Annotated in this window: 14 protein-coding genes, 1 tRNA gene and 1 CRISPR repeat array; of the genes, 9 read left to right on the top strand and 6 right to left on the bottom strand. The window is 67.9% G+C overall.

Annotation, left to right across the window (positions count from 1 at the left end):
• Positions 1-8: 8 nt before the first annotated feature.
• The 4 genes from CWT10_RS00170 to CWT10_RS00155 form a co-directional block, all read right to left on the bottom strand.
• A complete protein-coding gene (locus CWT10_RS00170; protein ID WP_103062888.1) occupies positions 9-479 on the bottom strand; it encodes a response regulator in 471 nt (156 codons plus the stop codon).
• Complete coding sequence (locus CWT10_RS00165) at positions 476-2,665, bottom strand: ATP-binding protein (RefSeq protein WP_103062887.1); 2,190 nt, start codon at positions 2,663-2,665, stop codon at positions 476-478. Before CWT10_RS00165 ends, CWT10_RS00170 begins: the two co-directional genes overlap by 4 nt.
• Positions 2,662-4,101 (bottom strand): SLC13 family permease, encoded by a 1,440-nt coding sequence (locus CWT10_RS00160; protein ID WP_103062886.1) that lies wholly within the window; start codon positions 4,099-4,101, stop codon positions 2,662-2,664. Before CWT10_RS00160 ends, CWT10_RS00165 begins: the two co-directional genes overlap by 4 nt.
• A gap of 99 nt (positions 4,102-4,200) precedes the next feature.
• Entirely contained in the window at positions 4,201-5,070 is an 870-nt protein-coding gene (locus CWT10_RS00155) for an alpha/beta fold hydrolase (protein ID WP_103062885.1), read from the bottom strand.
• Between the two features lie 38 nt (positions 5,071-5,108).
• Here CWT10_RS00155 and CWT10_RS00150 point away from each other — a divergent pair, with 38 nt between their 5' ends.
• Both CWT10_RS00150 and mtnN read left to right on the top strand, forming a co-directional pair.
• Positions 5,109-5,573 (top strand): S-ribosylhomocysteine lyase, encoded by a 465-nt coding sequence (locus tag CWT10_RS00150; RefSeq protein WP_103062884.1) that lies wholly within the window; start codon positions 5,109-5,111, stop codon positions 5,571-5,573.
• Positions 5,574-5,741: 168 nt separating this feature from the next.
• A complete protein-coding gene (gene mtnN, locus CWT10_RS00145; RefSeq protein ID WP_233188118.1) occupies positions 5,742-6,506 on the top strand; it encodes a 5'-methylthioadenosine/S-adenosylhomocysteine nucleosidase in 765 nt (254 codons plus the stop codon).
• Between the two features lie 60 nt (positions 6,507-6,566).
• Here the strand turns inward: mtnN and CWT10_RS00140 are convergent, their stop codons facing one another.
• Entirely contained in the window at positions 6,567-8,153 is a 1,587-nt protein-coding gene (locus tag CWT10_RS00140; RefSeq protein WP_103062883.1) for an aspartate:alanine exchanger family transporter, read from the bottom strand.
• A 1,402-nt stretch (positions 8,154-9,555) separates the two neighbouring features.
• Positions 9,556-10,025: a CRISPR direct-repeat array (repeat unit 37 nt; unit sequence GTCAGGAAGCACCTCGCACCTCCAGGTGCATTGAGAC).
• Between the two features lie 572 nt (positions 10,026-10,597).
• Between CWT10_RS00140 and CWT10_RS00135 the strand changes: the two genes are divergently transcribed.
• Complete coding sequence (locus CWT10_RS00135; RefSeq protein ID WP_233188170.1) at positions 10,598-11,095, top strand: VanZ family protein; 498 nt, start codon at positions 10,598-10,600, stop codon at positions 11,093-11,095.
• A gap of 399 nt (positions 11,096-11,494) precedes the next feature.
• On the opposite strand, the gene CWT10_RS00130 is transcribed toward CWT10_RS00135, so the two are convergent.
• Positions 11,495-11,581 (bottom strand) — tRNA-Leu (locus CWT10_RS00130).
• A gap of 427 nt (positions 11,582-12,008) precedes the next feature.
• Between CWT10_RS00130 and CWT10_RS00125 the strand changes: the two genes are divergently transcribed.
• From CWT10_RS00125 to CWT10_RS00100, 6 genes are read left to right on the top strand one after another with little or no spacing between them, the layout of a single operon-like run.
• Positions 12,009-12,716: an FHA domain-containing protein gene (locus tag CWT10_RS00125; protein ID WP_103063245.1), complete on the top strand. Its 708-nt coding sequence runs from the start codon at positions 12,009-12,011 to the stop codon at positions 12,714-12,716.
• Positions 12,713-13,174, top strand: a complete 462-nt coding sequence (locus CWT10_RS00120; RefSeq protein WP_103063244.1) for an FHA domain-containing protein FhaB/FipA — start codon at positions 12,713-12,715, stop codon at positions 13,172-13,174. The genes CWT10_RS00125 and CWT10_RS00120 overlap by 4 nt, the downstream gene beginning before the upstream one ends.
• The gene (locus CWT10_RS00115) at positions 13,171-14,637 is read left to right on the top strand and encodes a PP2C family protein-serine/threonine phosphatase (RefSeq protein ID WP_103063243.1); all 1,467 of its coding nucleotides are present in this window, start codon (positions 13,171-13,173) and stop codon (positions 14,635-14,637) included. Before CWT10_RS00120 ends, CWT10_RS00115 begins: the two co-directional genes overlap by 4 nt.
• Positions 14,634-16,127, top strand: coding sequence for an FtsW/RodA/SpoVE family cell cycle protein (locus CWT10_RS00110; protein ID WP_103063242.1), 1,494 nt, complete (start codon positions 14,634-14,636; stop codon positions 16,125-16,127). The genes CWT10_RS00115 and CWT10_RS00110 overlap by 4 nt, the downstream gene beginning before the upstream one ends.
• Complete coding sequence (locus CWT10_RS00105) at positions 16,124-17,617, top strand: peptidoglycan D,D-transpeptidase FtsI family protein (protein WP_103063241.1); 1,494 nt, start codon at positions 16,124-16,126, stop codon at positions 17,615-17,617. The genes CWT10_RS00110 and CWT10_RS00105 overlap by 4 nt, the downstream gene beginning before the upstream one ends.
• The gene (locus tag CWT10_RS00100; protein ID WP_103063240.1) at positions 17,614-18,831 is read left to right on the top strand and encodes a serine/threonine-protein kinase; all 1,218 of its coding nucleotides are present in this window, start codon (positions 17,614-17,616) and stop codon (positions 18,829-18,831) included. The genes CWT10_RS00105 and CWT10_RS00100 overlap by 4 nt, the downstream gene beginning before the upstream one ends.
• Positions 18,832-18,839: the final 8 nt, after the last annotated feature.

Here is an 18,839-nt window from a genome sequence, read left to right as displayed (position 1 = left end):
CTGCCTGTTCAGCGCAACGCCTCCAGGGCGCGAACCCGGTCCAGGACCCGCAGATGCGGCAGCGGATCAATGCCCGCCTCAAGCACGAAGTCGGTCAGCTGGTCGCGTACAGCCTGCTGAAGCCGGACGGGATCCCACGGCTTGGCAATGTAGTGGTCCAAACCGGCTTCATTGACGGCGCGAATCGTGTCGGCCTGATCCGCTTGTCCGGTCACCAGCACCTTACGGGCCGCGGCGGTACGGGAGTCGTCGTTCATCTCCACCAGCATGTCCACGCCGGTGCGGCCCGGCATACGGTGGTCGGCCAGCACCAGGGCGAGCAGATCCCCGTCATCATCAATATCGGCGACCGCCTCCCAGGCGTCGTCGGCGTCCTCGGCCGGCTCAATGCGGAGCGTGTCGGCCAAGGCGCTCAGGTCCCCGACGACGGCGTCGCGTACCTCCGGCTCGTCCTCAACAACCAGGATGGCGAGTTTCATGACTTCTCCTTCGATGACCGTGACCGCTTGTGCGGCCGTTTCCGCGGCTTCTTAACCGCTTTCTTGTCCGACTGCTTCTGCAGACCATTCCGTGCCCGCCCCACCGGGGCGTCTGGCGGCGCGGCCTGCGTCAAATCCTGTTGGGTGGGCAGCACCACGGTGACGCGGGTACGGCCGGGCTCTGATTCCACGGCGATAGACCCGTGGTGGGCGTCCACCACGCTTTTAGCCAGCCCCATTCCCAGGCCCAGGCCGAAACGCACCCGGCCGTGCTTGGTGGTGAAGCGCGGCTCGAAGATGCGTGGCAGGACGTCCGGGGCAATACCCGGACCGTTATCCTCCACCCGCACACGCACCCCTCCCGTAACCGCCGTGATCCACACCCTCACCCGGGCCGCGGGCGGCGTCGAACCGGCGTCGGCGGCCTCCTTCGCCTGCGCGGCCAGCGCGTCTGCCGAATTGGCCAGGATGTTGGTCCACACCTGCACCAGTTCGCCGGCGTGACCGGGCACCGACGGAAGGGCCGACGGCTCTACCGGGTAGTCCCGCACCACATCCACCTCCTCCAGGCGGTGAGCGGTCAGGCGCAGGGCGTCCTCAACAACTTCCCGCAGGTCGACATCCACCATCTCCTCACCATCGGGACGCACGTAGGTGGACAGGCTTGCGACTAGGCCGCTGATGCGATCGGTGGCCAACCGCATATTGCGTTCGGAGCGCCCTATGGAGGCGGCCGCCTCAACCGTGGCCAGGCGCCCGGAGTCGGCGGCAAGCGTGCGAAGCGTATCCGGGTCGGCATCGTCGTCGAAACCAGCCGCCACCAGCCGACGGGCCAGCTCCCGGTCCCCAACGGTCTGCTCGAGCTTCTTGCGGGCGGCACGCTCGGCACGGGTGGAGGCGGCCGGCCGGGTCCGTGCCGCGGCCGCCACCCGTCCGATCGTCTCGCCGTCGGGGTGAGTTGCCATCATGGCGGCCAGATCCTCACGCAGGTGATCACCGGCGCGCTCGAGTGCGGCCACCGGGTTGTTCAGCTCGTGGGCGACGCCGGCGGCCAGCTCCCCCAAGGTGGCGAAGCGCTCCTGGGCCAGCAGTTCCAGGCGGGCCTGCTCCAATGCGGTGAGAGCCTCCTGCACCTGGAGGCGCTCGGCATCCAGCGCGGCCGCCAGCTCGATCTTCTCCACCTGGAGGATCTCCGAACGGGCCAGCCGCTTGGTCAAGGAGCGAATGATCAGGGCGGCCAACACCTGCTCGGTAACCGGGTTCTCTCGCAGGGCCCGGTCCAGCTGCTCAATGGACAGCAGGATGAGCTCCACATCCGTGGTGGTGGTGGCGGTTACGAAGGCGCGGCCGTGGCTGGCAAGCGATACCAGACCGATGATGCGGCCGGTGGTGGCATGGTGGAGAGTGACCTCGCCTACGCGGGTGTGGCGAGTCAAGGCGACCGCTCCGCTGATAACCACGTAAACGCTGTCAACGATCTGGCCCTGGTGGGTCAGACGCACCCCGGCCGGCAGCCTCAGGCGGGGCCGCGGCCCCAACACCTGCTCGCAAGCGGCGATCAGTTCGGCGGTGAGCACATCGGAGTGGCGGGTGAGCGCCTCCAGCAGCGGGGAGTGGCCGTTTCCGGCGCCGTCCTGCCGCCGGCGCGGATCATCCTCGGGCAGGTGGTCGCGCATCCAGCGGCGTATCTGCGCCCACGCACGATCCCCGATCGCGCCGGGCGTCCAGGGCACCGCGATCACCTCACGCACCAGGTCCTCGTCAATCGCCCGCCCGAGGTTGTGCAGCTCGGCGCGTTCGGTCAGCAGCACCAGCCGGGCGGTGGCCAGGGCCGGGTAATGGGCGACGGCGTCGGCGACGTCGTCCAGGCTGCCGACCTCGTCGGTGGCGATGATCAGGGCGACCGTGGCCGGTGCGGCGGGCGCGGCCTCATCGGCCCCTCCCTCGGCGCTAACGTCCGTCTGGCCAGAGTCTGTCTGCGCATCGGCGCTTTGACGCGCCCAGCGGAACAGTTCGGCCAGAGTGCGCACGCGCACCACCTCGGCCAGGGCATTCACCGCCGGAGTCACCTCATGAGCGGCCTGGGTTCCCAGCGACGTCGGAGAAACCACGGCAACCACCAGCGGCCCGGGCGCCGACTCAAAGTCCGCAACCTCCGGCGACGGCGTGTTGGGGGCGGCGCTCATAGCAGTCCCATCGCCGACCACAAGGCGGGCATGAGCAGAACCAATACGGCGGTGCCGGCAATTCCGACGATCAGACCCACCCGGGCCATATCGCCGGTGGCTATCTCCCCGGTCGCATAAGCGATGGCGTTGGGCGGGGTGGAGATCGGCAGGCTCATACCGAGCGAACAGGCCAGGGCCAGAACCACCGCAATCGTCACCGGCTCCAGGCCGACGATGCTGGTCGCCAGGCCCATGGCCAGCGGCACCAGCAGGTTGCAGGCGGCGGAGTTGGAGATGACATTGGACAGGGCCAGGCCGAGCGCACCCATGAGCACCACCACCGCGACGGCAGGCATGGCGGTCCAGTTGAACAGGTTCAGGATCCACTCATCCAGACCGGTGGCACCCACGCCGTCGCCCAGTGCGATACCGCCGGAGACCAGCCACAGCACATCCCAGGACAGCCCGGACAGATCCTTGCCGGTCATCACCCGAGTCACCAGCATGGACACGATCGCCAGGAAGCCGATGACATTGGCGCTCAGGCCATGCAGTTGCTCGGTCATCCACGCCAGGATGGTCATACCGGCGATCACGTAGAACATGACCGCCCGACGGTCGGTATACCAGTCGGCCCGCATGTCCAGTTCGATGGCCAATCCGCCGGGCAGGAACACGGCGCAGATCAACAGCCAGGCGCCCAGCAGGATTACGAGCATCAGCGGGATGGACATCACCATCCAGTCCAGGAAGCTGATGGAGTGGCCGGCCTCCGTGAGGGCGCCCAGGGCGATCGCGTTGGGGGGCGTTCCCACCGGGGTGCCCATACCGCCCACATTCGCCGCCACCGGGACGGACAGGGCCAGGCCGGTGCGGGGCTTCCCCTCCGGCAGGGCGCCGAGCACGGGGATGACCACGGCGAACATGGTGGCGGTGGTGGCCGTGTTGGACATGAACATGCTCAGCACTGCGGTGATGATCATCAGCCCCAGCACGGTGCGGCGCGCGGAGCCGGTGAAGGGCTTGATCAGGACGGCCGCCAGGTTCCTGTCCAGGTGGAACTTCTCCGAGCCGTCCGCAATGAGGAAACCCCCCAGGAACAGCACAATCACCGGGTTGGCCAGAGCGGCGAAGAAGGCGGAGTAGGCGGTGGCGTCCTCGGGGACGGGCAGCACCGCCTGGTCGGAGATGAGCAACACCTCCAGTCCGATCACCAGGACGGCGGTGGCCACCAGCGGGATGGCCTCACTGACCCACAGCACGATGGCGAGTAGGAAGATGGACAGCATCCGCTCGCCCATAGGGTCAAGGTCGGGGACGTCTACGAGGAAGGGCACCACGAAGACGACTACACCGAACAGCATCCCTATGATCTGCTTGCGTGTCAGCGGCTCAAGACGGCCAGGGGCGGCTGGGCGACGCCGGTTGTCGGCGGAACGCGTGCGCGGGGGCATGGATCCTCCTAATGGCACCCGATTGTCTGGACTATTCCGGCGTTGTACCGGATAGGGGAATGCTATGTGATGTAGGGCGCGAGCGCCGCGGATACGGCATCAAACCAGTAGCCGATTGAGCCAGAGGTCCACGGCCGCCCAGAACCCTTCGGGGCGGGTGCGCCGCACATCATGTCCCGCGCCCGGCACCAGGGCGGTGGCCACATGCGGGTTGGCGATGCGGGCAAGCACGTCCAGGCCGGCGGGACCTACACGGGCCGAGCCGGGACGGTCTCCGGTGACCAGGAGCGTAGGCACTCGCAGTGCGGCCATCGCTTCCTCCCACGGCACCGGCGGGGCGACCACGCCGGTGTCCAGCAGTGCCGTGTCGACCCGCTGGCTCGCCCACACACCGGCGATGGCCTCGCCCGCGGGCATGTCCGGATCAGCCAGGGCACGGGCCACCGCATCGGGAAGGTTGGCGAGCTCGGCATCACGGGCACGTTTGCGGGCGGCGCCGCGGGCGCGCAACTCCTCGGGGCTGCGAGTGCCATAGCGGGCTGGATCCAACAACACGAGGCCCGCAAGCAACTCCGGGCGTCGCACCGCCACAACCATGGCAGTGGCCGCTCCCATGGAGTGGCCCACGACCACCGGGCGATACGAGTCGACACCGTCGGCGGGGACCGCCTGTCCCCCTGAGGGAATCTCGGCTCGATCGCGCGCAACAGGGCGGCCGGACCGCATTTCCTCCAGGAGGTCGATCACGTCCTGTACGAGCACTTCTCCGGCACGGGTCAGTTCCGCCTGTGTCCAGCGTGGGGACAGGCCGTGGCCGCGGGCGTCGGCGGCGATGACGCGGTAGCCGCGGCCGACCCAGTGATCGATTGCCTCCGCCTGGGAGACGGCGGAACCGGTGATGCCGTGAAGCAGAACGAGGGTCGGGGCGGTGGCGGGGCCGGCGACGATGCGGGCCAGAGGTGTGCTCATACAGCCATTCTGGCCCCAAATGCGGCTAGGGTGAAGACATGGACAGGCAGCGCATGAACGTAGAGTCCTTCAACCTTGACCACACCAGGGTGGTTGCGCCCTTTGTGCGCATCGCGGACCGCAAGCGACTGCCCGGCGGCGACGAACTGGTCAAGTACGACGTGCGCTTGTGCCAGCCCAACCGGGAACATCTGGAAATGCCGACTGTGCACTCGATTGAGCACCTGACCGCCGAGCTCATGCGCAATCACACCGACCGGCTCATCGACTGGGGGCCGATGGGCTGCCAGACAGGCTTTTACGCGCTGACGCTGGGCCTGGAGCCGGAGGACTTCCTGCCGCTGTTGGAGGCGACCTTCCGGGACATCCTCAATGCCACTGAGGTTCCCGCGGCCAATGAGGTGCAGTGCGGCTGGGGCGCTAATCACTCCCTGGAGGACGCCCAGGAGGCGGTGCGAGGCTTCCTGGCCCGGCGCGACCAGTGGGACACCGTATTCGCCTGAGTGCTTCCGCACTGGGCCCTAAGTCCACCTGGCCGCGATCCCATAACCGGCAGTGTCCATCGGTGACCACTTTGACATTGACCGGCCTGCGGGCATGGTTGACAAGTTGGTCCGTCCCATCGCGCAGCGCCTGGGCTACTGGCCCGATCAGGAGCCTAAGCTCGGGGCATGAGCGCGAATCTGAGTCATGCGGGGGATTCGGTCCGGCGGCGGGTGGCCGCCGTGGTCGTGGTGGCGATGCCGGAGGAGGCCCGGCCCTTCTTGGAACACCTGCCCCGGTCCGAGGGCGCACTCCCGCTGGAACTACCCGGAGGGGCCGAGGCCTGGCCGTTGACCCTGAGCGGGGGCCGCGAGCTGCTACTGGTGCGTTCGGGCATCGGGTTGGTGGCATCCGCGAGCGCGCTGGCGACTGTGCTCACGCAGGCGGATCCACAGATCATCGTCTCTGCCGGCACCACCGGCGGCCTGGGACGGGAAGTTGAGGTGGGGGACGTGTGCGTGTCCACCGACCTGGCCTACATGGATGTGGACGCCACCGCCTTCGGTTACGCCCCGGGTCAGACTCCGGGGCAGCCCGCCACCTTCGCGGGCGATCCGGGCCTGGTGGCACGTGCCGGGGCGGTCTTAGGCGCCCTGCGTGCCGCCACGCCCGCGTCGGGTACGGCCCGCATCCATGCGGGCCAGATGCTCGCGGGCGGCTCCTTCGTCACCGCCGCGAATGTGAAGGACACCCGCGAGCGCTTCCCGCAGGCGATCAGCACGGACATGGAGTCCACCGCCCTGGCGCAGGTGGCGCATGCCGCCGGGATTCCCTTCGCTTCAATCCGCGGTGTTTCAGACCTGTGCGGGCCGGAAGCGGGTCAGGATTTCCACATTGGCGCTGAGGAGGCGGCGGCCCGCTCCGCGGCGGTGGTGCTGTCGGCGCTGGCCTGAGGCGCCGTGATCCCGGCGGCACCGGGCGGCGCCGGCCCGGGTCGCCGGCCCGATTGGCCGCTACACCACCACCAGCACCTGCACCATGACGATCTTGACGATGATCGCCAGCGCGAACAGGGTCGCATAGCCGGCCTCCACCCGTTCATCGTCGCGTTTGGACAGGGCGAAGGCGAGGATGGCGGGCTGGCCCACGAGCCCCGCCAGACCGCCGGCGGCGCGGGGTGCGCTCAGGCCCACCCGGCGGGCGCCGGTCAGCAGCACCGCCGCGCTCACCGCCACGATGAGCGCGGCCAGGCCACCCACCGCCAGGCCCGTCGTCGAGAATGCGGAGGCGGCGAAGTCCTGACCGGAGGCCAGGCCGATCGCGGCCAGGAAGAACAGCAGGCCCAGCTGGCGGATGGTGGAGTTGGCGGCGTGGGGCAGCTGCCAGATGAATGGGCCGGTGCGACCCAGGCGGCCCAGCACCATGCCGACTACAAGCGGCCCCGCCGCCACCCCCAGCCGCAGGGTGATGCCGCCAGGCAGCGGGATCGCAGCGAGCCCGGCCAGCGCCCCCAGTGCCATGCCGACCCCTACGGAGAAGGCGTCAATCTGGGCGATGGACTTCTCCGAGTCGCCGAAGTAATCGGCGGCCCGCTCCAGATCCCCGGAGGGGACCACGGCCAGCACCCGGTCGCCGAGTTCGAGCACCAGGTCGTCGTTGGCGAGCAGGTCCAGGTCACCGCGGCGCACCCGGGTGATGACACCCTGGAAGCGGCCGTGCATGTCCAGCTCGCCGATGGTGCGCCCGGCCACACGGGTGGAGGAGACGGTCAGGCGCCGGTAGTCGACGACGGTGCGGTCCTTGGCCAGGCAACGGTCATACCCGGTGCCGAGCTCATGAATGGCGTCCTCGAGGGCCGCCGGGGCGCCGACAATAACCACCTTGTCCCCCGGCAGCAGTTCCTCATCGGGGGAGATCACCCGCGTGGCGCCGTCACGCTCCAGGTAGGAGATGCGGATGCGGTTGCGTTGGAAGGCCTCCAGCTCGCTCAGGGCGACGGTGCGCAGCAGCAGCACGCTGGTGGCGGCCAGGCCATCGGCCGACGCCGGCCGGGGATCGCGCCGGCCCGGCCACTCGCGGCCAATGACCAGGGCGACGATGAGGATGGCGACGGCGACGCCGACCGGGTAGGCCAGGGCGTAGCCGACGGCGGGTTCCTGGTTGCCGGCGGCCTCGATTGCGGAGTCCAGCACCGGACTGGTCAGGGCGCCCGCGTAGGCGCCGGCGTCCATGGCCGGGCTGATGCCGGTCAGGTGGGCGTACACCGCCCCGGCGCCCCCGGCGAGCACGAGCGCCAGCACGCATAGGGCCATGAGGGGCAGGTGTCGGCGCAGGTTGCGGAAGAAGGTGTTGCCGGCGCCGATGCCGACGGTGTAGCAGAACAGCCCCAGGCCCAGGCTGCGCAGCAGGGTGAGGTTCTCCCCCAGGCGCGGGTCCAGGGCGCCGACGGCCAGGCCTACGAACAGTGCCCCGGCAGCCCCGAAGCGGATCGGTCCGAAGGGGATCTGCCCGACGGCGGTGCCCACCCCGATCACCAGGAAGACGGTCAGGATCGGCGCGGAGGCGAGCACGTCAACGGCGGAGGCGAGGAAGTCTGGCACGGGGCCAGGTTAAGGGGCTCTTCGTGTTTGTGGTTCGGATGTGTAGTTCTGCCGCTATGCGCGTTTGTGGTCTGCCGGCTCTTCCAGTTTGACCCGTGCTCGCCGAGTTCGGTCGAAATAACCATCGAGTTCGGTAGATATGACGATCGAGTTCGGTTGGTGGGGCTGGCGGACCCGGGGGAAGTGTCCAGAATCGGCACAAAGAAGGATCTCCCGCCCGGCGCCGCCCACTACAGCCGCATGGTTCTAATGAATTTGAGGGTGTGTGCTGGGAGGGGTGGGGTGTTTGTGCCGAACCTGGACACTTTGACTCCCAGGCTCCTGCCTTCCGCCCTGGTGTGATAGGCAGGCCAGGGCGTCTGGTTGCCGGCCGGCCCCCTTGTCAGATCGGCTGGGACACCTTTGGCGATGAACCTGGCCCGCGGCCCAGCCGGGCGCGCAGATCAGCCGGGCACGCGGCTCGGCCAGGCGCGCGGCTCGGTCAGGCGCGCGGCTCGGCCGGGCCAGCTGCTGACCACGTTCGCGGCCTGCGGCATCTTGACTGTTGACCGCGGGTGCGCCGGCGTCCAGGGCAACCGCACCGGTCTGAATCAGCGCCCCCGCACCCGGACCACCCAGCTGCCGTTGGACCACCCAGCTGCGGTTGGACCGTCTGGCTGCCGTTGGACCGCCTGGCTGCGGATGGACCCTCTGGCTGCCGTTGGACCACCTGAAACGCACTCTCAGACGGTCCAACCGCAAAAGCGCGGTCCATGCGCAGTAACGCGGTCCAAGTACGCGGCCGGTAGCCGCCTGGGTCCACACACACCACCGCCGGCACCCTCCAACTGGAAGAGCCGTGTTGGGGCCGGGGCCGGGGTCGGTGGGTTTACTACTCCGGTTCGGGCTCTACTACGCCACTTAGGTGTTTGTTGAAGGGCTCTGGACCGTTCAGCAGAGTCCTAAGTGGCGTACTCAACGGTGAAGTGGCGTAGTAGAGGTCCCGGCGGGGTTGGTGGGTGTTCGAGGTGGTGCTTGCCAGGGGCGTTGGTGGTCGGTGGTGCTGGTTGGGTGCAGTTCAGTGTCCGGGTGGTCGGTGGTGTTGGCTGGGTGTAGGTGGGTGGTGTCCGGGTGTGTGGCGCGTGGTGCTGGTGGGGCGCGCGTGGTTGGTGGGGTGTGGCGGTGAGGTTGCGATTTGGTCTACGGTACAAAGTTTGGTGCGTTTTGACCCCGACTTTTCCGCATGACTTCGTTGAAAGTTGGTGGCTGGAGGGGTCCAAGGGGGTGTCGGTGGCGCTTGGCTTGTTTTCAACGAAAGGTGGTAGTTTTGCCCTGGTGCCAGTCGGTTCCGTGGGGTGCTTGCGGGGTCGGTGGCGATCTGGCCTCTGGAAGTGGCGGAATGACGCGGTTTCCAGAGGCAGGGGTCAGGAAGCACCTCGCACCTCCAGGTGCATTGAGACGCGCCATCTGGTAGATAGTAGCTTCGACGTCAAAAAAGTCAGGAAGCACCTCGCACCTCCAGGTGCATTGAGACGTCCCGCGCCTCTACGCAAGCTTGGTACTCGACGTGTCAGGAAGCACCTCGCACCTCCAGGTGCATTGAGACCGGCGAGACTGATCTCGGACTGCCGGTCGGAGAACGTCAGGAAGCACCTCGCACCTCCAGGTGCATTGAGACGTCTTGTCCCGGATTACTGCCGGTTCAGTGAAAGCGTCAGGAAGCACCTCGCACCTCCAGGTGCATTGAGACGCGGGCGGCAGGACGTTTGCCACGGCGGCGGCAAGTCAGGAAGCACCTCGCACCTCCAGGTGCATTAAGACATGTAGCCGTCGGTGTGGCGCATCTTGCCGCGCGAGTCAGAAAGCACCTCGCACCTCCAGGTGCACTGAGGCGCTTGGCGCCCTGGAGTTCGGGGACGGCGTCAACCTTGACCCTGGCCCTGGTGCCTTTCGGCCACAGCCGTCTGCGCAAGAGCGGACCGAAGGCCCGTACTGCGCTGCAGTGTCTTCTACGCCGGTTGAAGGCTTGAATTACGCAGTGGCGCAGCAGGCAGCTATAGGGCGCAATGGATGGATTCACTGTCGGGTCCGCGGGACCGTCGGGCCCAAGCCCGAACGCGTAGCCCACCCACTCCATCGCCTTCGCCACGCCGCGAGATGACGACCTCCGGCACCACAGCGCCAAATACGCGGAGCCCCTTGACGGTGTGAGTAGTCAACCTCGTCGATCAGCGGACGCGCCCGGGGGACCCGCCTCAATTGCGAAGGGTGCGCTTCTCAGGAGAACGCAGTCCGCCTCCAGGAGTCCGGGGTAACTAGACCGCGTTGCCTCCTTGCATCGCGACACTCACATCCAGTCCCGCCCACCGCCACTACGATCCGCCACGTGACCGACGCGACTAACCCCGTCCCAACCACGCTTCCCCTCGACGACGTCGCCGGCTTCGCTAACCGAGGATTCCGCCGTGCCCGCCCCTGAAGAGCCCCTGGGCCCCGCCGATATCGAACGCCACGCCGTGCCTGGTGGCGTAACAAGGACAAGCAGCGCCGCCCGCGCCCTGGCCGCGCTCTACTTCGGCGTCGTACTGGTCGCCGTGCTGTGGCCCTCCGGGGCGGAGGTTTCCGCCTTCAAAGACGGTCTGGGACCGTGGTTCCTGACGCTTCGCAGCAAGGATGTGTTGCTGAACCTGATCATGCTCGCGCCGCTCACATTCCTGGCCACCCTGGGGTGGCCACGAGCGCCGTGGTGGGCGTGGGCCGTGGCGGGATGCGCCATAGGCCTGGGGGCTGAGTTTGCGCAGTGGGCACTGCCCGACCTGGACCGCCGCCCATCATTCACCAATGTCCTTCAGAACAGCGCTGGCGCCTGGGTGGGGGCAGCGCTGGCCCGCATGCTCGCGGCCATCGGCACCCACGCACGGATCACTTCCAGTGCGCGAGGCCAGCACCCAGATGTCACCTGACATACGACTATCCGTCTCACGTAGGCGTTTTGAAGAGTTATCGGCGTGAGCGTGTTGCTCAAGATCGGAGTTTTGGTTGGTGTAGTGCGGCAAAGTCGGAGCTAGCGTGGTCTGAGAGGTTAACCCGGACCGGTGCTTGGCATCCGCGGGTGAACATGCGGAGTGTCAGAACACGATCAGCGCGGGCGGAGGGCCTGCCGGCACCAGCTGCCCGTTGACGCACCGACTCGCGACACACTGCCCACCAGCGCAGCTCCGCCCGATCCGTCACACCCGACAAACCACTCCGGTCTTAAACACCACGCTCGCGCCGATAACCTCCGATAACTCCCGTTTTGGAGGTACGCGGGGTTGAGTATGACAAGGGCCCGGGCCGGTTGAACCGGTCCGGGCCCTCCCTGGTGCGCGGGGGGGGACTCGAACCCCCATGATCGCAAGATCACACGGACCTGAACCGTGCGCGTCTACCAATTCCGCCACTCGCGCGTCGAAGTGCTCTGATCGTATCGGCTCACGGACGCTCCCGTCCAATCCCGACGGCCGCCCACAGCCGTGAAACAGCTCACCCGCGCTCGGCCGCCGGTTACCGAGTCACCAAGCCTCCATGCCACCAAGCATCGAAACGGCATCGTGCGCCCACCGCCACCTGGACTGCACTCCCGACCACGCCGCACCCGCCCCCACACCTCCCACCATCCCGATCGCAACACGGTTGTCGTACTGGCCTGCCCTCAGCGCGGGTATCAGCCGTTACGATTGGCCGTAGTCACGTCTGGATTCCTGCCCATATGCTCTCGGCCTTCGGGCAACCCCAGTATCGTGACCGGATCAGGCCGCGCGTCGGGCGTCCGCCCGCCGCATGGACGGCCGCGGCGACGTCGCGGCCGCTGTAGAACACACGGGGAGGTAGTCCATGGGTCTCCTGGACAAGTTCGAGAAAGGCGTCGGCAGTGTCGCCAATCGGGCCATGTCCCGGTTCTCCGATGACGTCGAGCCCATCGAGATCGCCTCAAAACTGCGTGAGACGATGGATAAGCGCGCCGCCTCATTCGCACGCGATCGCTCCGTAGTGCCCAACATCTTCCGCATCCACCTGTCTCCCAGCGACGTCGAGCGCCTGAACACCTGGGGCCTGGACGAAATGGTCCGGCAGATGGAGGAGGTCGCCACCACTCACGCCGGCGAGCAGGGCTACTCATTCGTCGGCCCGGTGGACGTCTCATTCATACCCGATGAGTCCCTGACGCCACCCACCATAGAGATCGACTCCTCCACTCGCCGTGGTGCCGCGGCCCCGGCCGCCGCCGCCACCGCCACACCCGCGCACCCCATCCTGGACATCGACGGGCAGCGCTACCTACTCACCGGCCCGGTCACCGTCGTGGGCCGCGGCAGCGAGGCCGACATCATCGTGGACGACTCCGGTGTCTCCCGCCGCCACCTGGAGATCCGGCTCACGCAGGGCCATGCGATCGCCACAGACCTGGGATCCACCAACGGCACCTTCGTGGAGGGTCACCGGGTCGACGCCGCCACCCTCCTGGACGGCAACACGCTCACCATCGGACGCACCCGGATCATGTTCTGGGACGGCACGCAGAGTGCAGGGGCCAACGGGTGAGTGAGCTCGCCTTCACCATCGCCCGGCTGGGATTCCTGGTCCTGCTGTGGGTGTTCGTGTTCTTCGTTGTACGCACGCTACGCCGCGATGTAGCCGATGTCTCCGCAACCCCAACCCGGCGACGCTCCACCCGCGACTCCGGCCCCGCTCCGACCGGGCGCAACCGTGGCCCCACCCGCTTGATCATCACCGAGGGTCCGCTGGCCGGCTCCATGGTGCCGCTTACCCCCACCTCCATCACCATCGGCCGCGACCAGAACTGCACGCTGGTGTTGAACGACTCCTACGCCTCCTCCCGGCATGCACGCGTGTTCCCCAAGGACGGCTCCTGGTGGCTGGAAGACCTGTCATCCACGAATGGCACCACGCTCGCCGGTCGGCCCGTGTACGGTGCCGTTGAACTGCCCGTCGGCGTGCCGGTGCGAATCGGCCAAACCACCTTGGAGCTGCGCCCATGACCATCTCCCTGCGCTACGCGGCCAGGAGTGACGTAGGCCTGGTGCGCGCCTCGAACCAGGACTCCGGTTACGCCGGTCCGCACCTGATGCTGCTGTGCGACGGTATGGGCGGACCCGCCGGCGGAGACATCGCCTCCGCCGTCGCCGTCGAGCACCTGATTCCGTTGGACGCCGACTCCCACCAGGCCGGCGAACTGCTGGACCTGCTGCGCGACGCCGTGCAGGAGGCGCACACCGACCTGGTCTCCCTATCCGGCGACAACCCCGACCTGTCCGGCCTGGGAACCACCTGCATCGCCATCATGCGCAGCGGCAATAAGCTCGCCATGGTGCATGTGGGGGACTCCCGCGCCTACCTGCTGCGCGACGGCGAACTCACCCAGGTCACCACCGACCACACCTTCGTGGAGTACCTGGTGGAGACCGGCCGGCTCACACGCGATCAGGCCCGCCGCCACCCGCAGCGCTCTGTGCTGCTGCGGGTACTGGGCGACGCCGAAGGCGACGTCCAGCTAGACGAGTCCATTCGCGAGGCGGTGCCGGGCGACCGTTGGCTGTTGTGCTCCGACGGGCTCAGCGGCCCGGTCTCCGCCGAGACAATCAGCGAGGTGCTGAACAACGTCGAGGACCCCGGCCAGGTGGGGGACCAGCTCATCGACCTGGCCCTGCGTGCCGGCGGCCCCGACAATGTCACCGTGGTGGTATTCGACGTCGTCGAAGACGATCCGCAGCCACAGACAGACACGCAGATCGTCGGTTCCGCCGCCAACCGGCGCGCCCGCCTGCGGCAGGCCGCCACCGGTCAGCAATCGCCTGTCTCCCCCGATCCGGCCGAATCCGTGGAAGCCACCACACCGGCCGCCAAGGCCGCCGCCCTGGTGGCGGCACTGGAGTCCGAACCAGCCCCCACCGACACCACCGAGGAGGACGCGGTCGCCGCGCAGGCGCGCACCCAGTTCGCCAAGCGCCGCCAACGCCGGCTGCGCTCGGCCATAGCCTCCCTGATCCTGGTACTGGCCCTGCTGGGGGCCGCCGTCCTGGGCTACCAGTGGACCCAGTCCCAGTACTATGTCACCACCCTGAACGGCCAGGTAGTCATCTACCAGGGCATCCCGCAGACCATTGGCCCACTGTCGCTCAGTCACGTGGTCCAGACCTACGAGCAGCCCACCGTCACCGACCTCAATGAGCAGATTCTGAGCAAATTGGAGCGCACGGTACAGCAGCCCTCCCTGGACGCCGCCAGGGAGTATGTGCGCACCACGGTGATGGACAACCTGGTGGGCGAACCCGAGCCCGCCGCCACCCCGACTCCAACCCCGACCCCGACGGCACCGGAGTCGCGGTCACCCACACCCACGCCCACACCCTCCACCACCGGCTCCGGGAAAGTCGACTCCACATCCACCCGCGCCCTGGGCGGAATCCAACCTGAACCCGGGCGACAGGAGTCAACGGCATGACCCCTTCCGCCTCTCGTCCTGCAGCGGTACCGGCCTCGGCGTCGTCCCGCCGCACGGGCCGCTGGGCTGAGGCCGGTCTGCTCGTGGTAGCCCTGGTCATCGGATTGGCGGCCTTCATCCTGACCGCCGTCAACCGCACCGGCTCCTCACCGGCCCGGACCCTGCAGCTGACCGCCGCCCTGGTGATCGTATGCGTGGTGGTGCACCTGTGGGTGCGGCGCACCGCCCCGTGGGCCGATCCGGTGCTGCTGCCGACGGCGGTGGCACTCAACGGCATTGGGCTGGCAATGATTCACCGGCTGGACATGTCCTACGAGCGCCTCGGGCAGACCCACGACTACGGCCCCAAGCAGACGATCTGGACGGCGCTGGGCGTGATCCTGTTCTGCCTGGTGCTGCTGGTGCGCGACTACCGGCTGCTACGACGCTGGGACAACTGGGCCATGTGGGGCGGCCTGGCCTTCCTGGTGCTGCCCTTCGTGCCCGGGCTGGGCACCGAGGTCAACGGCGCCCGCATCTGGATCCGCCTGGGGCCGATGTCATTCCAGCCGGCGGAGCTGACCAAGGTGGCGTTGGCGGTCTTCTTCGCCTCCTACCTGGTGTCCAACCGCGACAACCTGGCCCTGGCGGGCAGACGGGTGCTGGGGATGAACCTGCCGCGCGCCCGGCACCTGGCGCCCCTGCTGGTGGTTTGGGGCGTGAGCATCGTAGTGCTGGTTCTACAACGCGACCTGGGCTCCTCGGTGCTGCTGTTCGGACTGTTCATCGTCACCCTGTACGTGGCCACCGACCGCCCCAGCTGGCTGGTGATTGGGGCGATGCTATTCCTGCCGGCCGCATGGTTCGCCGCCACCCACCTGTCCCATGTGCAACAGCGCATCACCGCCTGGTTGAACGCCATGGATGTCTCCGTCTATGAGATGCCGGGCGGCTCCTGGCAGCTGGTTACCGGGCTGTTCGGCATGGCCTACGGCGGACTGATGGGCACCGGCTGGGGTCAGGGCTATCCGAACCTGACCACCTTCGCCAACTCCGACTTCATCGTCGCCTCCCTCGGCGAGGAGCTGGGCCTTACGGGCACGCTCGCCATCCTGATGCTCTACCTGATCCTGGTGCAGCGGGGACTGCGCACCGCCCTGGCCCTGCGCGACGGCTTCGGCAAGCTGCTGGCCACGGCACTGTCCTTCACCATCGCCCTGCAGGTGTTCGTGGTGGTCGGCGGGGTCACCCGACTGATTCCACTGACCGGCCTGACCACCCCATTCCTCGCTTACGGCGGTTCCTCGCTGATCGCCAACTGGATCATCCTGGCGCTGCTGCTGCGCCTATCCGACGCCGCCCGCCGCCCCGCCACGGCCGCCCCCCGCATCATCGACACCGCCGACCTGCCCAGCTCCCTGCGTAAACAGATCCAGGAGGCCGACGACGAGGACTCCGGCCCGCCCGCCTTCACCCCCGGCCCACCCGCAAGCGAGGAGGACCGCGCATGAATCGGCAGATCCGCCAGATCACAGTCCTGGTACTGGTGATGGTCCTCGCGCTGGCGGTGTCCCTGACCAGCGTGCAGGGCCTAGCGCGCCCCGCCCTGTGGGAGTCCTCCTCCCGGCAGGGAACACTGACCACGGATGCACGCAACGTCCGCATGGTTTACGCCCAGTTCGGCACCGATCGCGGCCAGATCCTGGCCGGGGACACGGTGATCGCCGACTCCGAGCCCTCCGACGACGCCTACACCTACCAGCGCACCTACCCCGCCGGGCAGCTGTATGCGCCCCTGACCGGCTACTTCTCCACGGCCTTCTCCTCAATGACCGGCCTGGAGCTGGCCGCTAACTCCGTGCTCAACGGCGAGGACCCCTCACTGTTCTCCAGCCGCATCAAATCTCTCATCACCGGCGAAAACCAGCAGGGCGGCGCCATCAAACTGACCATCGACCCGCAGGTACAGCAGGCCGCCTGGGACGCACTGGGTGGCCGCCAAGGCAGCGTGGTCGCCATGGACCCCTCCTCGGGAGCGATCCTGGCCATGGTCTCCTCCCCCTCCTATGACCCCAACCTGCTGGCATCCCACGACAGCGGCACCGCCCAAAGCGCATGGGACACTCTCAACGCCGACACCACCAGGCCCCTGGCCAATCGGGCCATCGCCGGCGACCTGTATCCGCCTGGCTCCACCTTCAAGATCCTGACCACCTCGGCAGCCCTGCGCACCGGCACGGCCAATGTGGGAACCAAGGTCAGCGCCCCCGACACCCTCACCCTGCCGGGAACCAACCACGCCCTGTCCAACTACGCGGGTGAATCCTGCGGCAACGGCACCGTTACGCTCTCATTCGCCTTCGCCGAGTCCTGCAACACCCCCTTCGCCCAACTGGCCATGGATGTGGGCGATGAGGAGCTGGCCACCGAGGCCGCCAACTGGGGCTTCGGCGAGGACCTGGACATTCCCCTAACGGTCACCCCGTCCACCTACCCGGCCAACGACTCCCAGGCACAGACCGCCATGGCCGGTATCGGGCAGGCCTCCGTGCGGGTGACGCCGCTGATGATGGCCTCCGTGGCCGCCACGATCGCCAATGACGGCAAACAGATGACCCCCTACCTGGTTGCCCAGACCCTCGACTCTGATCTTTCCGTCGTCAGCACCACCACTCCCAAGGTCGCGCGCACCCCGATCGACTCCGACATCGCCCATACCCTCTCTGAGCTCATGCAGACCGCAGTCACGGACGGCACGGGCACCACCGCGCAGGTGGCCGGTGTAACCGTCGCCGGCAAAACCGGCACCGCGGAGACGGGCTCACCCGAAGGCGGCCCGGTCACCTGGTTCGTCGGATTCGCCGGCACCGACATCAACAAGCCCACGATCGCCCTGGCGGTAGTGCTCGACGGCGGTGAGCAGACGTCCACCACCGGCACCGGCGGTTCGGTCGCCGGCCCTATTGCCGCCTCTGTGATCGACGCGGCGGTGGACCAGTGAAACCAGACGTCGGCCTTGAACTGCAGGGCCGCTACCAGCTCGTTGAACGCATCGCCCTGGGAGGCATGGGAGAGGTGTGGCGCGCCACCGATCTGCGCTCCGGCCGGGCGGTGGCCGTGAAGATTCTGCGCCCCGAGCTGGCCGGGGATGAGATCTTCCTGTCGCGGCTGCGCGCAGAGGCGGCGAACTCCCGGGGCCTGCGGCACCCCAATCTCGCCGTCGTCCTGGATTCCGGTGAGCGCCGCGGATCCGGCTGGATCGTCATGGAGCTGGTGCAGGGCCGGGCCCTATCCGACATCCTCACCGAGCGGGGAACCATGGAGCCCGATGAGATCCTGCCGACCCTGGCGCAGGTTGCCCGCGCCCTGCAGGTGGTCCACGACTCCGGCGTGGTGCACCGGGATGTCAAGCCGTCCAATATCCTCATCAACCGGGAGGGCCTGGCCAAGCTCACGGACTTCGGCATCTCCATGGGCGTCAATCAGCGCCCCATGACCGCCACCGGCATGGTGATGGGCACGGCCCAGTACCTGGCTCCGGAGCAGGCGATGGGCAATATGGCCACCCCGTCGGGGGACCTGTATGCACTGGGGGTGATCGCCTACGAGGCGCTGGTGGGCCACCGACCCTTCACCGGCTCCACCCAGGTGGATATCGCCTTCGCCCACGTCAACCAACCGGTTCCACCGATGCCCGACCACCTGCCGGCCGAGGTGCGCGAAGTGGTGATGGAGCTGCTGGCCAAGAAGCCCACGGATCGTCCCCACTCGGCGCGCGATCTGGCCCGTCGCCTGGACCGGATCGTGGTCAACCTGCCCACCGAATCCTGGGATCCGCAGCAAAGACCCAGATGGGCGGCGACCGGTCGCACCACCGGGGGCACCGAGGCCGAAGCGGAGCGCAGCACCGCCACCGAGCCCAGCCCCCAGGACGCCGCCGCGCCGCAGGCGACCGCCGCGCCGACCGACACCCGCGCCATGCCGGCGGTGGATCACAGCAGCGGCCCCGCCGCGCCCGGCACGACGTCGGTCTCCACCCGGCACGCCTCCGGCCGCGAGCGCTTCGGTCTGCCGGCAGGCACCATTCGCATTGTGGTCGCCATCCTGATCCTGCTCATGCTACTGGTGGCGGCGGGTACCCTTACCTCAGCGCACCCGGGCGCCTCCCGTGATCATGCGGTCGTGTCCACCACCTCTTCGAAGGAGGCACTGTGACGATTCAG

The sequence above is a fragment of the Actinomyces qiguomingii genome, from assembly GCF_004102025.1.
GTDB lineage: Bacteria > Actinomycetota > Actinomycetes > Actinomycetales > Actinomycetaceae > Actinomyces > Actinomyces qiguomingii.
Note: the sequence above shows the minus strand (reverse complement) of the source record. Positions and strands in the feature narration are given on the sequence as shown.